Annotated in this window: 11 protein-coding genes and 1 other RNA gene; 6 read left to right on the forward strand and 6 right to left on the reverse strand. The window is 44.5% G+C overall.

The features are described 5' to 3' along the window. The first annotated feature begins 442 nt into the window (after nucleotides 1-442). Nucleotides 443-1954 (forward strand): flotillin family protein, encoded by a 1512-nt coding sequence (locus QNI29_RS06890; RefSeq protein WP_231418007.1) that lies wholly within the window; start codon nucleotides 443-445, stop codon nucleotides 1952-1954. A gap of 102 nt (nucleotides 1955-2056) precedes the next feature. Here QNI29_RS06890 and QNI29_RS06895 read toward each other — a convergent pair whose 3' ends face one another. The 4 genes from QNI29_RS06895 to QNI29_RS06910 form a co-directional block, all read right to left on the reverse strand. Then, nucleotides 2057-2212, reverse strand: a complete 156-nt coding sequence (locus tag QNI29_RS06895; protein ID WP_231418006.1) for a hypothetical protein — start codon at nucleotides 2210-2212, stop codon at nucleotides 2057-2059. 128 nt (nucleotides 2213-2340) lie between these two features. Beyond that, nucleotides 2341-3366 carry a toxic anion resistance protein gene (locus QNI29_RS06900; protein WP_231418005.1) on the reverse strand — a complete coding sequence of 342 codons (1026 nt, stop codon included), beginning with the start codon at nucleotides 3364-3366 and terminating at the stop codon, nucleotides 2341-2343. After that, complete coding sequence (locus QNI29_RS06905; RefSeq protein WP_231418004.1) at nucleotides 3359-4009, reverse strand: 5-bromo-4-chloroindolyl phosphate hydrolysis family protein; 651 nt, start codon at nucleotides 4007-4009, stop codon at nucleotides 3359-3361. Before QNI29_RS06905 ends, QNI29_RS06900 begins: the two co-directional genes overlap by 8 nt. A gap of 719 nt (nucleotides 4010-4728) precedes the next feature. Continuing rightward, complete coding sequence (locus QNI29_RS06910) at nucleotides 4729-6249, reverse strand: glycine betaine uptake BCCT transporter (protein ID WP_231418003.1); 1521 nt, start codon at nucleotides 6247-6249, stop codon at nucleotides 4729-4731. 181 nt (nucleotides 6250-6430) lie between these two features. Here QNI29_RS06910 and QNI29_RS06915 point away from each other — a divergent pair, with 181 nt between their 5' ends. Together QNI29_RS06915 and QNI29_RS06920 are read left to right on the forward strand one after the other, a co-directional pair. Continuing rightward, nucleotides 6431-7414 carry a 3'-5' exoribonuclease YhaM family protein gene (locus QNI29_RS06915; RefSeq protein ID WP_231418002.1) on the forward strand — a complete coding sequence of 328 codons (984 nt, stop codon included), beginning with the start codon at nucleotides 6431-6433 and terminating at the stop codon, nucleotides 7412-7414. A 69-nt stretch (nucleotides 7415-7483) separates the two neighbouring features. After that, nucleotides 7484-8392 (forward strand): RluA family pseudouridine synthase, encoded by a 909-nt coding sequence (locus QNI29_RS06920; protein WP_231418001.1) that lies wholly within the window; start codon nucleotides 7484-7486, stop codon nucleotides 8390-8392. 53 nt (nucleotides 8393-8445) lie between these two features. On the opposite strand, the gene QNI29_RS06925 is transcribed toward QNI29_RS06920, so the two are convergent. Further along, nucleotides 8446-8589 (reverse strand): hypothetical protein, encoded by a 144-nt coding sequence (locus QNI29_RS06925; protein WP_231418000.1) that lies wholly within the window; start codon nucleotides 8587-8589, stop codon nucleotides 8446-8448. Between the two features lie 314 nt (nucleotides 8590-8903). Here QNI29_RS06925 and trhO point away from each other — a divergent pair, with 314 nt between their 5' ends. Both trhO and QNI29_RS06935 read left to right on the forward strand, forming a co-directional pair. After that, on the forward strand, nucleotides 8904-9872 hold the full coding sequence (trhO, locus tag QNI29_RS06930) for an oxygen-dependent tRNA uridine(34) hydroxylase TrhO (protein ID WP_231417999.1): 969 nt from the start codon (nucleotides 8904-8906) through the stop codon (nucleotides 9870-9872). 105 nt (nucleotides 9873-9977) lie between these two features. Then, nucleotides 9978-11486, forward strand: coding sequence for a M14 family zinc carboxypeptidase (locus QNI29_RS06935; RefSeq protein WP_231417998.1), 1509 nt, complete (start codon nucleotides 9978-9980; stop codon nucleotides 11484-11486). A gap of 101 nt (nucleotides 11487-11587) precedes the next feature. Here the strand turns inward: QNI29_RS06935 and ssrS are convergent. Continuing rightward, a non-coding RNA gene (gene ssrS / locus QNI29_RS06940) (6S RNA) lies at nucleotides 11588-11765 on the reverse strand. 265 nt (nucleotides 11766-12030) lie between these two features. On the opposite strand from ssrS, the gene QNI29_RS06945 reads away from it, so the two are divergent. Further along, on the forward strand, nucleotides 12031-13569 hold the full coding sequence (locus QNI29_RS06945; protein WP_231417997.1) for a BCCT family transporter: 1539 nt from the start codon (nucleotides 12031-12033) through the stop codon (nucleotides 13567-13569). Nucleotides 13570-14279: the final 710 nt, after the last annotated feature.

Genomic DNA, 14279 nt, shown 5'->3' on the forward strand with positions numbered 1-14279 from the left:
GATTTATTAGAAACCCACGAAAAGTAAGGGCTATTAGGTGTTTCCTATATCAAATAAAATTCTTTCCAGTCTCATTTTTACTCTAACACCGTAGAGGTATTAATATGGTGTGTGAGTCCGTTCATCCCTATTAGACAGGGCTTGTTCGGGGACGACGAGACTCCCGCGGGAAGAAGAGCCTAGGGGAGGCCCCGCAGAGAGAGTTAGCGAACGAGGAGACTTCCCAGCTCCCCGCAGGAAAGCGAGTTGTCCCCGAACAAGGCCAAGCACTCTTATGGCGACGGACCCTCTCGAAAAAAATATGAAAAAGTTGAAACCTCATCCCGCCCTTTTTCGGTATGTAATACTAAGAAACATCCAAATTTTCCAAATGATCGGTCGACTGTCAGGAAAAGGGTTGCTACAATGTTGTAAGGAAAAGTAAAAAATAGGGAGGGCTTCGATGTTACAAGGAGCAGTAATTTTTATTATTCTAGGAATATTAGGGGCGTTGTTGTTAATCGGCGGAATCGTCACCTTTGTTATTTTCCGGATTCGGTACAAAACAGCGAGTTCAAATGAGGCACTGATTGTGACTGGACCGAAACTAGGGGATCCGGAACAAGAAAAGAACGTGTTTGAGGATGATAACGGGCGATCGGTTAAGATCATCCGTGGCGGTGGGTACCGTCTTCGGATGTTCCAAACGGCAACACCGATTGATTTAACCTCATTCCAGCTTCAAGTCAATTCGGATAAAGCTTATACGAAAGAAGGTATTCCGGTACGCGTGCAGAGTACTGCTGTGATCAGTATCGGTAGTGAACTTGAGATTATGGCGAACTTCGCTGAGAAATTCCTCGGTAAGAAGCAAAATGAGCGTGAATCTGAACTGAAGGACGTATTGAACGGTCACCTTCGTTCAATTATAGCATCCCTTCCTATTGAGAAGATCTATAACGACTTTAAAGAAGTCAATACACAGGTGAAAAATATCGCAGAAGCTGACCTGAAGGGCATGGGCTTTGAGATTACGTCTTTTGCCTTAAATGATGTAGAAGATGTTGATGAAGAGAATGGTTACATCGATGCTCTGGGTCGTCCACATATTGCGGAAGTTCAGAAGAATGCGGATATGGCTGAAAGTGATGCTCGTAAAGAAACGCGTATCTATCAGGCGAAGAACGACCAGGAAGCGCAAGACGAAGAGAACCGTCGCCTAACGGCTGTTGCGGAGTCTACGAAAGAGAAAGATATTCGTGAGGCAGAGTTCCAAAAAGACACGAACAAAGCACGCGCCAATGCCGATCAAGCTGGTGAGCTAGAGAAGCAGAAGATGGCGCAACAGGTCAAGGAAGAGGAGTTAAAAGTTCAATACATTGAGAAGCAACGTGCGGTTGAACTAGAAGAAGAAGAAAACAAACGCCGTCGCTCAATTGCCGATGCGGAAGCCTATGAGTTAACGAAACGTGCTCAGGCTGAAGCGGACCAAGAGCGCATTAAAGGTGAATCAGAAGCAGAAGTCATTCGTCAACGTGGTATCGCAGAGGCCGATTCGAAAGAACGCATGGCAAAAGCGATGGAATACTACGGCGAAGCAGCGATTATGGAAATGCTGATCTCTGTATTGCCTGAATACGCTGAGAAAGTATCGGCTCCACTGTCTCAAATTAAGGACATGAAAGTGATCGACATGGGTGGCTCGAACTCTCAAGGAGGATCTTCACGCGTTGCGAATAGTGTCACCTCTACGATGCTAGGAATTCAGGAATCTTTAAAAGAAACAACAGGTATGGATTTAAAAGCGATGCTTGAAAGCTATGTATCTCGCGGAAATGTGAATAACTTTGATCTCAATCCTGACCAGCACAAGCAGGAAGCTTCTGCTACGAAGGAAAGAGAAGAAGAAACGTATGATGCAGAATCGGTAGAAGAGAATGAAGCCCCGGGCGAAACGGAAGAAGAGAATAAATAATGAGAAAAAGTTGCCTTGCTTAGGAGCGAGGCAACTTTTTTATATTTACTAAGAGTGGAAAGCACCTTAATAGATAAGTTTAGTTCAAGTGCATTGTATTTGTTAGGGTTGATCTTTGGATGGATTGTGTCGGAGGACATAGTAGCGAATGGTTAAGATATGATCCACGATGGTAGGATCCATGTGCTCCTGCTTGGCCAGCTCTTCGAGGGTATCGAGGAGATCCAAGAATTCGTCGAACGCTTCTTCTTTAGACAATAAGCGTCCTCCTCTACTAATAGACTCATACTAGTGTATGCGGCAGCAAAAAGTCCGTATGTGCAATCGCCTTTGGTGTTGGAGGAAAGGGCATAAAAAAGACTTGAACCTGTTCGGATTCAAGTCTTCTATCGTGCTCCTGATAATGATGCGAGAGTATGTTCAGCTTCTTTTCGTTGTTCTGTCTCAGTCTGCTGCAGGTGAATCGTCTGTTGAATGGTTTCAATAAATTCTCGCTGAGCTTCATGCAGTGACTGCTGGTTGTGTGGATTGGACTGCAAGCTGGACTGATACAGCCGCGCTGTCCGCCGGAAGAGCTCGTCTGTTTTTCGATTGACGTTACGCTGTGATTTGCTTGCTTCCTGTTGTTTATAGTGAGAAAGCGCAATGGAAATCTGGTGTTTCCAGATCGGTAAAGTCGTTAAAACAGAGGACTGAATGTGATCCGCTAAACGCTGATTGCCCTTTTGAATCATTCGAATTTGCGGTGCTGTCTGCATCGCAATCTGCTGACTGATCTCAAGGTCATATAAACGTTGTTCTAAGTGTTCTGTAATGGTATCAAGATCGCGAACTTTTTGATCTGTGAAATCATCAGGATTTTTGGTAAGCTCTTCTTTTAAACGAGGCAGCGTTTCCTGAAGCCACGTTGCCTTCTTCAGTTCTCCAGCAGCAAGAAGCACTCGAATATCTTCGTAATAGGATTCGTTCTGCTGATAGAGCTGTTCGAGGATTTCATTATCCTCGAGTAAGCTCTCTCTCGATCGGCGCAAGCGAACGCTTGTCTTCTCCATTTGAGCCCCTACCTTCTGGTACTTCGAGAGCGTTTCATGGATCGAGGGGGACTTAGAGAACCATTTGGCGAGAAGCCCTTTCTTTGGTGAAGAAAGCTCGTCCGGCTCCACTTTAGTCAGGTTATTTAATAACTCGTTCATGATCTGGCCGGCTGTTACCATGTTGTTTTGCTTCATTTGTCCAAGAATATCGTTGGCAAATGAGCTGATTCTCTCTTGAACGTCTTGTCCAAAATTCATGGGGCCACTTTCTAAATCGAGTTCCCTTGCGATCTGTAAAGCCTCTGGTTGCTGTGAGGAAGGGAGTTCCTGAAACTTCGCAATGTCTTTTGAGACCATTTCGACTGAAAGGTTAGTCATGGTGTTTGACCTTTTCAGGAATGGTACTCTTCTGCAGGTGAATCGAGTGTTCTGCGATTTCCCGCTCAGCGCTTAAGTCTTCAAAGTCACTAGAAAGAATCGTGGCCAGTTCTTTCTCAACGGCAAACGTCAATTTGCGAATCAGGTCTTCTGTTTCCTGTAAGGCTTTCTTCGATTCCTCATCCTTTAAGGAATGGGAAGCAAGAAATGTGTACTTTTCAGTTAACTGAACGACGGAATCAAGCTGGTAGAAGAAGAAATGATCAGCTTCATAAAAGCGTGCTGGTTCTTTCTTCACAACTTTAAGTACACGCGAGACGGAACGGTTTAGTTGTCCGATCTCCTTTAAAGCGTCAACAGAGCGAACCCCGAAGAGTGCTTTGTTGAGTCGTTTTTTCTTGGCTTGTGCTTCTTTTAAGTTCTTCATAATGTATTGGTAATCTTGTCGGGATAATTGATTGGTGGCAAGTTTCTTCCGGTTACTTAGGTACTGTAGGCCAAAATAGGTGCCGAAACCGACAATCGTGGCCCAGAAGCTTGATGAAATAAAACTCTGATCTCCTAGGAAAAAGATGAACCAGGAAATCACCATCACGTGAAAAGCCAAAACGCCAAACAGGAATTTGATTAATATAGACTTCATGTGATCGACTCCTTCAAGAGTTTCCTTGTATCTTCTATTATATGACATCTTTACGATTTTTCAGAGGGGTAGGTTTCAAAAGTTGGGGAATTTTCTCGATTTGATGGGGGAGATGGGGCCGTCACGGTAGAAAGAGGAAGAGCTGACTTGGGGACAACTCGCTTTCCTGCGGGGAGCTGGGAAGTCTCCTCGTTCGCTTACGCTCTCTGCGGGGCCTCCCCTAGGCTCCTCTTCCCGCGGGAGTCTCGCAGTCCCCCAGTCAGCTCTGCCGTAAATGTCAATCAACGGCCCTACCAAATGGTAGAATTAAAATAATACTTTCATGGCACATTGAACAAGTGACTTTTCTAGAACCGTAGGTATATTCCCGTTTTATTTCAGCTGAGAGTAAAGATGGCCTTGGGAATTAAATTACTCGATTCCCGTGGCGAGCCGGGATCTCACCTATTGCCACAGGCGGCTCACAATTTCACACGGTCTCAATCGGATGGGCTGTTTCATCTATACTTGGCAAGGGGTGGCTGGGGAACGGGGAGACTCCTACGGGAGAAAGAGGTCGACGAGACCCCGCAGGGCATGAATTTTGCCCGAGGAGGCTCGACAGCTCGCCCGTGGAAAGCGAGTCGTTCCCCAGCCACCCCAAGCATTCATCAAGCAGAACAGCCCTATAGATCAAAAAATACACTCAAAGGGCACCTTTTCAAGGTGCCCTTTGTTCATTATGCAGAGTAGGTGCTGGATTGGGATTTGTTTTTTTGTTGGTCTAGTTCTTTTTTGTCTTGCTGCAAGGCCTTGTACAACGACAACACCATAAAGATCATTATGAAGGAGAAGGGCAAGGCGGCGGTGATGAGGGCGTTTTGTAAGGCGGTTAGGCCTCCTGTGTATAAGAGAACGGCTGCGATGGTGGATTGGGATACGCCCCATGCGAATTTGACTGTTTTCGGTGGATTTAGGGATCCGTTTGTTGTTTGCATGCCGAGTACGAAGGTTGCGGAGTCAGCTGATGTGATGAAGAAGGTTGCAATCAGCATCATCGCAAGGATTGATAGGACAATGGCAAATGGGAACTGATCGAATACACCGAATAGGGCTTGTTCGTCTGGTAGTTTGGCGATATCTGCGCCGTCTTTTTGAGCTTGAATTCCTGAGATTCCGAACGTCGTCATCCATAGGAAACTGACCAGGGATGGGACGAGAAGAACGCCTGATAGAAATTCTCGTATTGTTCGTCCTTTTGATACGCGGGCAATGAAGATACCTACAAATGGTGCCCAGGCAATCCACCATGCCCAGAAGAAGACCGTCCAGTCCATAATCCATTTGCGTTCTTCATCGTTGTTCGGTGAAATTCGTAAACTTTCATCAGGAAGCTTTTGAATATAGTTACCAAGTGTATCAACAAAGGAATTGAGGATGTACATGGTCGGTCCAATAATAAGCATAGCGACAAATAATACACCGGCAATTCCCATATTTGCATTACTTAAGTACTTAATCCCTTTGCTTAGGCCCGTGTAAGCACTCAACATGAAGAGAACGGTTACAACAGCAATGATGACAAGCTGAATCCAGTATTGTTTCTCAATACCAAGAAGGTAGGTGAACCCGCCATTGATCTGAGCGGCACCAAATCCAAGTGTTGTAGCGACACCGACAATCGTTGCGAATACCGCGATGACGTCAATCGCTTTGCCAAGTGGTCCTTTCATTTTATCGCCAAAAAGTGGCTCAAGCGTCGCGCTAATGAGGCCTGGTTTTCCATGTCTGAATTTAAAGTAGGCCAGAACAAGGGCCACAACTGCATAGATCGCCCATGCGTGTACCCCGTAGTGGAAAAAGGTTGTTCTCATCGAGTCTCTGAGAGCTTCTGTTGTCCCAGGTTCTGCTGTTGGAGGTGTGGAGATGTAGTGGGAGACAGGTGATGCGGCTCCGTAGAATACGAGTCCAATCCCCATACCGGCACTAAAGAGCATGGCAAACCAAGTGGAATAGCTGTAATCAGGTTTGTCCCCAGGTTTCCCTAGCTTAATTTTGCCAAATGGACTGAAAATCATATAAAGACAAAAGACAACGAAAATGGATACGAGTAATAAATAATACCAACCAAAGTGAACGGAAATATAGTTTTTGATACTTCCTGTGATGGATTCAAAATTCTCTGGTGCCAGTACCCCCCAGAGTGAAGCGGCTAGTGTAATCGCTAATGTGATCCAGAATACGGATGTAACTTTCTTCATACATTTCTCCTTTCAACTGCTTCGATTAGATTGGGCCGGCCTGCATCTAATAATCTATACCCATAACATTCCAGTCTAAACAAAAGCTGGTTGTTTGAGATTCGGTTCTATTCGTCGTTCTTGTATCCTGATATAATGGGTTCACATCGAATTGTGACAGGAACTAGAGGAGGAGAGCGACGTGGCAATTACAGACTTTAAAGAATTAACGGAATCAGGACTCTATTTTGACGGATATGCCCTGGTCAAATCAGCTCAGGAAGCAACGACAAAGGGCGGCGTTCCTTTTTTTAATATTACGCTTTCGAAACAAGAGAAAAGTATTTCAACAAAACTTTGGGAAAATAAATTTAACAACCATGATCTTGCGCAGCTTAAGAAGGTTTTCGAGAATGGAAATGTTCTTCACATTAAAGGGAAACTGAGTGAATACCGTGAACAGCTTCAGTTAACAATTGATGAGTTTGCTTTTCCGGAGGATGGTGTGGTTCAGGTTGAGGACTATCTGGAATCGGCACCGGAACCGATTGAGAGCTTGAAACAGGAGTACGAGAATTATATTGCAAACATTGAGAGCCCGGTGCTGAAGGAGATCTGTCAGCGTCTTTATGATGAGCATCAGGACAAATTCATTACCTATCCGGCTGCGAAATCGAACCACCACTGTTTCACAGGTGGACTGTTGTATCATACGGTTTCAATGCTTCGTCTTGGAGATCATATTTCAAACCAGTATAAAGAGGTCAAGAAAGATCTTGTGATGGCTGGGATTGCGCTTCATGATATGGGGAAAGTGGTCGAGTACACGAATTATTTCGCGCCAGACTATTCGAAGGTCGGTAATTTCCTGGGACATATTACGATTATCAATATGTTCATTGACCGAAAAGTACAAGTTCTGAAAGAGGAAATGCCATGGACACGTAAGGAAGCGGATGAAGTGTATGAACTCATGCACGTCATTAACGCCCATCACGGGAAACTTGAGTATGGTAGTCCCGTTGAGAGTAAGATCTTAGAAGCAGAAGTCGTTCACCAGGTGGATATGATGGATAGTCGTATTAATATGATCACATACGGGCTTCAGGATGAGAATTTACAGGAAAACGAAGCGAAACGCATTTATCCAATGGGGATGTATTACCGTACATCTCAATCTGATTAATCTGATGTTGGTGTAGCGCCTCCTCTTTGGACGTGGTACGCTTACTAGGATACATGGAGGAGGAATACTGTGGCTAAAAAAGCACCAACACCAAGAAAGAAAAAAGGACCTCTCTTTACGTTTGATGTTCAGGAAACGACTGAATTATTTCCGTTTTTAATGGATTCGATAAAGAATAAGAGCCGAAATTCAATAAAATCGTTCATGACTCGCGGCCAGGTGGTTGTGGATGATGAACCGGTCACCAAGCACAATGCGGTTGTGAAGAAGGGACAAACGGTGAAAGTATTGAAGACACCTGCCCCTTCTAAGGTTACGTTTAACGGACTAAAGATTTTGCATGAAGATGATGACATTATTGTGATTGATAAGGATTCTGGTTTATTGTCAATGGCTTCTGATAAGGAAAAGGAAGCAACGGCTTATAAGCAGCTAACGGAGCACGTGAAGCGTCAGCAGCTAAAGAATCGTGTCTTTATCGTGCATCGCCTCGACCGTGACACCTCAGGCGTAATGCTATACGCCAAGAACGAAAAAGCCAAAATGAAGCTTCAGGATCATTGGAAAGAGATGGTCAAGGAGCGTACCTATGTGGCTTTAGTAGAAGGATATGTGAAAAAGCCTGAGGGCAAGATTGAGTCCTGGTTGAAGGAAACGAAAACGTTCCGGATGTATTCAAGTCAACGTAAAGACGACGGGAAACATGCGGTTACCCATTATAAGAAGTTAAAGGGCAATAAGTATTTATCTTTAATGGAGCTTGAGCTTGAAACAGGGCGCAAGAATCAGATTCGTGTTCATATGCAGGACCTCGGTCATCCGATTGTTGGAGACAAGAAGTACGGAGCTTCAAAGAATCCGATCGGACGCCTTGGTTTACATGCGAAAGCGATCGTGTTTGAACACCCGACATCAGGAAAAGTATTGAAATTTGAAACGAAAATCCCGCAAGCTTTTCAGAAAGCTTTGCAGAAATAAAAAAGCAGGAAGCGAGTTCACTATGGAACTCGCTTCCTGCTTTTTGTTTATGTTTATTTGAAGACACGTTTTATGACTTTGCGAACCCCTTTCTCAGCTGCGCGATGTTTCAACCGTTGACCTCCACGTCCTTGCTTCACGGCGCTCGCATCGTTCTTTAAACGAGTAGCTTTATATGCCTTCGATAACAGTCCCATTTGATCAACAACTCCTTTTATTTATCAAATTATTTGTTCCTAATCAGTTCCCCCTCACCAACCTCTGTCAAACCTCAATCTCCAACCCGGTTTAGTGCATTAAAGAGCAAACGCGTGTCAGACACGCTTCTCTCCTTTAACGCAAAGAAGGGTGTCAGACACGCTTCACTTCACTAAAGGGGATTCCAATAAAATGGAGATTGACTTTTAGGGGGGAGGGTGTATAAAATATAGTGTTGTAGTAGTGATTATATGATTGGTTTCATTGTAGCCTAATTTTATATCCTGCAAATATAAATAGAGGTGGAATTAAGATGGAAAAACAAAATTATCAAGTATTGCTGTATTACAAATATGTTCAGATTGATGATCCGGAACAAGTAGCGAGCGAGCACTTAGAGTATTGTAAAGAGCTTGGCTTAAAAGGGCGTATCTTGATTGCTGGTGAAGGCATTAACGGTACAGTTTCTGGTACGATCGAACAAACGGAAAAGTATATGGAAGATATGAAGAATCATCCATTATTTGAAGGAACGACATTTAAGATCGATGCAGCTGATGGCCATGCATTCAAGAAGATGCACTGCCGCGCGCGTCCTGAACTTGTTACCCTTCGTTTAGAAGATGACATTAACCCACATGATTTAACCGGCGAGTATTTGGAGCCGAAAGAATTCTATAAACGTATGCAAGAAGAAAATACAATCGTAATCGACGCTCGTAACGATTACGAGTACGACTTAGGGCACTTCCGTAATGCGGTTCGCCCGGATATCGAAACGTTCCGTGAGCTTCCGGACTGGGTGCGCGAGAACAAAGAAATGCTTGAAGGTAAGCAAATCCTAACGTACTGCACGGGCGGTATTCGCTGTGAGAAGTTCTCTGGTTGGTTGAAGCGTGAAGGCTTCGACAATGTAGGACAACTTCACGGTGGTATTGCAACGTACGGAAAAGACCCTGAAGTACAAGGCCAGCTTTGGGACGGTCAAATGTACGTATTCGATGAGCGCATCAGTGTTCCAATCAACCAGGTTGAACACAACATCGTCGGAAAAGATTATTTTGACGGTGAACCATGTGAACGCTATGTAAATTGTGCGAACCCTGAGTGTAATAAACAAATTATTACGTCAGAAGAAAATGAGCATAAATATGTTCGTGGCTGTAGCCCTGAGTGCCGTTCGCACCACCGTAACCGCTATGTAGTCGAGCAAGGCTTAACAGAAGAGCAGTGGAACGAACGCCTTCAGGCTTTAGGTGAAGGGAAAACACAAGCATCGTAATGGATATGTGGAGCTATCATACATTTTGTATGATAGCTTTTTTTATGCCCCTTTTCGACACAATCTCCTATATAATAGGAGTAGAGTATAAAAAAGGAGGCAGTTATGCAGCATTTTATCAAGAAAGTTATGGTAGCAATTATTTTTCTAGGGGCGATTGGAACCACTCAAGTGGTGGAGGCGGCGATCGTCGATACGAACAGCACGTATACCTATGAATCTATGAAAAAGGATTTACAGGAACTAGACGAGGCATATGGGGATTTGATCGAATTGTACACGATCGGCCAATCCGCATATGGGAGAGATTTGATTCTTGTCCGCTTAGGAAATGGAGATGCGGATACGTTTTATAACGGTTCTCACCATGCGAGAGAGTGGTTAACGACCATCTTAAATATGAAGATGATCGAAGAATATGGGAATGCGGCTTATACCAACAGCAGGATGTCTGGCTATAACGTCAAAGACCTTTTAGAAGAGACGACCCTTTGGTTTATTCCGATGGTGAATCCAGACGGGGTGACCCTACAGCAAAAGGGGCTTAACGCTTTCCCAAAAGAAATCCATAGCTCTTTAATTTCGATGAACAATGGCAGTTCAAACTTTGATAGATGGAAAGCCAATGCTCAGGGGATCGACCTGAACAGACAATATCCTTCAGGTTGGGCAGAGGTAAAAGCGACAAGTCCTAGCTGGAAGAATTATAAAGGAAAATATCCCTTCCAGGCTCCAGAAGCAAAAGTGATGCGTGACATTACATACTTGTTAGAACCTGATCTTTCTCTTGCTTATCATACGTCCGGAAGAATTTTATATTGGAATTTTAACGTAGAACAAGTTGACTTGGCCCGTGATCGTTCTATCGCAGAAACGTACGCTTATCTTAGCGGATATCGGATGGTTCCGACCTATTCAGGTGCCGGATATACGGATTGGATCAATGAGGTCTTTAACCGACCGAGCTTAACGCCTGAGTTGGCCCTTTTCGCAGGAGAGAAACATGTGAATCCTGTGACATTCCCTGAAACGTGGAGACGGAATAAAGGAGCCGGTTTAGCGATGGCGGAGGAATCGATTGCTTTATCTTCAGGTGAATCCGTAGGTGAACAGCCGGTTGTATGGGGAGATAAGGCTTTAGAAGCTGCGATTCGTCCCCCAGGAAAAGGCGATGATTTGTATAAAAAAGCGCTTCGTGTGAAAGAGGATTTCGAGTTAACGCAGGAACAGACGGTTGAACTATACAGCTGGTATCAGCAATGTGAAACGTGCTCGATTAAAGATAGAGAGCTAGAGGAAGTATTTGATTCTCTGAATCATTTTGAAGAAATCCCTGAGAAAAAAAGCGTAAACACCGATAAATCGTGGACGATTACGCTCAATACAAAAATTGATCCTGACAGTGTAAACAGGGACAACGTGTATATCCAAGGGGAATATGGGAGCACTGTGAGTGTAGATTCAGTTGAAGTCGCAGGGGAGAAGATTACGATTTCTCCTTTGCCTGGAAGTTATGAAAGAGGACAAACCTATACGATGTATATCAAAGATCTTGCCTCCATCTATGGGAAAAAGATGGAGAAGCCTGTTGAGATGACGTTTACGATTCAATAGACAGAACGCCGTGCTGGTATGAACCGCACGGCGTTTTTGTGTGAGAGGATACAGAAAAACCTCTTCCCAAAAGGGAAGAGGTTATAATATCGAGATTATGTAGCCGTCCCGCTCTGCCGTCTTTCTGTTGCCTCAAAACCCGCGTAGGCAGGTGGGTTCTCGCATCATACCATTCAACGTCCCAACTTAATGGGCTTGTTGGCAAGTATGAAATGTAAAGATCCCTGAGTTAATGCATCGGTTTGAGACATACTGAAATGACGTACATGGCAGGGCCGGCTCCCTCGTTTGAACGAGGGGATCAATTTGTATTCTCTATATTACACCGGAACGGATTAGATTTCAAGGGGGTTGCTTATAATTTATTAAGCAGCTTTAGCGCAGTGAAGAATCGAAGGGTGTCAGACACGCTTCAGTACAGTAGTGCAAAGAAGGCTGTTTAACACGTTAGAAAATAATTATATAAAAATAATTAAATTTTCCTTTTAATGTGAATGGATTCGGGGTAGAAGGGTTAGGAATACGTTTACATAGGAGGGTAAATATGAACCGGAGAAAGTTAATTGATTATAGTATTTTTGTTCCTTCGTTACTGGTCATTATTGCGATCAGTATTCCGTTCGCGCTATATGAACAGGAGTCTCTAAGCATGCTTAATGGAATCTTTTCCTTTATTGTGGACATGTTTAGCTGGGGGTATCTTTGGTATGGGATTCTTTTAGTTGTAGCAGGCCTTTACTTTTCGTTTTCGAAATATGGACAGGTCGTATTAGGGGACCCGAAAGAGAAACCGAGGTTTACATTATTTGAGTATGCTTCGATTCTTATTGCGATGGGAGTTGGCTCCACAATTATGCGAACGGGGATGCTGCAGTGGACCTCTGTAGCGAACGACCCGCCAGCAGGTGTAGAGGCTGGTTCCGCTCAAGCGATCCTTTGGGGAAATGCGTATAGCATGTTCTTGTGGGGATTTCAGGTCTTTGCGATCTTCGTCATGATTGCTCCTGCGATGGGGTACATATTGCATGTAAAAAAACGCCCGCTAATGCGAATCTCTGAAGCGTGCCGCGTTCTGTTTGGGGACCGGTTTACGGATGGGTTTGGTGGAAAGGTGCTTGATGCCCTTTTCTTAATAAGTATCCTTGCTGGTGCGTCCGTGACACTAGGCCTTGGCGCACCGATTATCACTTACAACCTATCGGCATTATTTGATATAAATGTGACCTTTGGATTAACCATTATCGTTACAATTGTATGGGTGTTCTTATTTTCACTTAGTGCCTACTTAGGTATTGAAAAAGGGATCAAACGTTTAAGCACATTCAATATGTATTTAGCAGGAATTTTTGCGATCTTTATCATTGTGGCAGGCCCTGGTGTCTTTATCCTTAACTACTTTTCTGATAGCCTGTCATTCTTACTCTCTAATTATCTTAATATATCTTTAAACACCGATTCGGTTCACCAGGGAGAGGCCTCACACATCCAGAGTAATACAGTCTTCTGGTTTGCTTACAGTGCCACCTGGGCCATGCTCCATAGCGTTTTTGCTGCTAAGATCTCGAAGGGTCGAACGATAAAAGAGATGATCTTAACCTACTTATTAGCACCGACGCTTATTTCGTGGATCGCTACCGGCGTACTTGGAGGCCTTGGTGTTCACCGCTACTTAAAAGAAAACATGGAAGTTCTGAATCTTGTAAAAGAAGAAGAACGAATGGCTGCCATTCCAGAGATTCTATCAACCCTTCCATTCGGAGAAGTAGCCATCGCGATCTTCATGGTGGTAGCGCTCGTCTTCTTAACCACGACGCTCGACTCGACAACGTACACCGTCGCTGCTTACACGAGCACACGGGATATGAGTAAATATGAACCACCGAAAAACTTACGCATCATCATCGCAGCAGTCATCACGATTCTAGCACTCGTTCTTATGCGAATCGGCGGTCTTGCCCCACTCGAAGTCGTTTCCGGCTTAATGGGACTCCCTGTCATTATCATTCAGTTTATCTTGATTTACGCAGCCAAAAAAATGATCGACGAAGACAAAGCCTATTCCTATAACATCCGCTCTTCATAAACCAGAACCCAGGTGACCTCACCTGGGTTCTTTCTTATTAATAGGGTGAGTTAAAATTTAGAGGAGGGGGACTGCGATCTGCTCGAAGAGAAAGCGAGTGTTTCCGTTAGCTTTAGTTGAGTGTAAGGCTGGCCTGGAAACCACTCGCTTTCCTGTGGGGAGCGGGTGAGCCTCCTCAGCCGGCTCTGCCGGCCTCCGGGGTCTCACCTAGGCTCTTCTGCCCACGGGAGTCTCGCAGTTTCCAGGCCAGCCCTATCCAAATTATGATGAACGGAAACGCTCCATTTATAGAGGAATGGGATTTCCTATTCTATAATAGGCTGGTCCGTATACCCTCTTTACGCCAGGGCTTGATCGGGAATGGTGAGACTCCCACGGGGTAAGTAGCCTATCCAGTTCTGGCATGGAGGACCTAGCGTGATAAGTCATCTTTTTTACAAAGGCTAACCGCCTTTTCCAAAAAGCTGTCTTATCCGTATGGCCCTGAGCACCATGCCTGCACCTTTAAACTAGGGGAGACCCCGCAGAGAGCGCACGCGAACGAGGAGGCTTCCCAGCTCGCCGCGGAAAGCGAGTGATTTCCCGAACCACCTTCCCCCGAATGAAAGCTAACGGAAACACTCCCTCAAAGCTCTTTCACAAAAGATAAGACTTTTTCATCACAAAAAACTTTCGACAAACTAAATCGAATGAACTCGTAAAATAGTACT

The organism is Pontibacillus chungwhensis (assembly GCF_030166655.1).
Classification (GTDB): Bacteria; Bacillota; Bacilli; order Bacillales; family BH030062; genus Pontibacillus.

What these genes read in the sequence shown, in the direction of transcription:
- QNI29_RS06890 (WP_231418007.1), top strand. Translation starts at nt 443, where the DNA reads ATGTTACAAGGAGCAGTAATTTTTATTATTCTAGGAATATTAGGGGCG.
- QNI29_RS06900 (WP_231418005.1), bottom strand. Translation starts at nt 3,366, where the DNA reads ATGACTAACCTTTCAGTCGAAATGGTCTCAAAAGACATTGCGAAGTTT.
- QNI29_RS06905 (WP_231418004.1), bottom strand. Translation starts at nt 4,009, where the DNA reads ATGAAGTCTATATTAATCAAATTCCTGTTTGGCGTTTTGGCTTTTCAC.
- QNI29_RS06910 (WP_231418003.1), bottom strand. Translation starts at nt 6,249, where the DNA reads ATGAAGAAAGTTACATCCGTATTCTGGATCACATTAGCGATTACACTA.
- QNI29_RS06925 (WP_231418000.1), bottom strand. Translation starts at nt 8,589, where the DNA reads ATGGGACTGTTATCGAAGGCATATAAAGCTACTCGTTTAAAGAACGAT.
- trhO (WP_231417999.1), top strand. Translation starts at nt 8,904, where the DNA reads ATGGAAAAACAAAATTATCAAGTATTGCTGTATTACAAATATGTTCAG.
- QNI29_RS06935 (WP_231417998.1), top strand. Translation starts at nt 9,978, where the DNA reads ATGCAGCATTTTATCAAGAAAGTTATGGTAGCAATTATTTTTCTAGGG.
- QNI29_RS06945 (WP_231417997.1), top strand. Translation starts at nt 12,031, where the DNA reads ATGAACCGGAGAAAGTTAATTGATTATAGTATTTTTGTTCCTTCGTTA.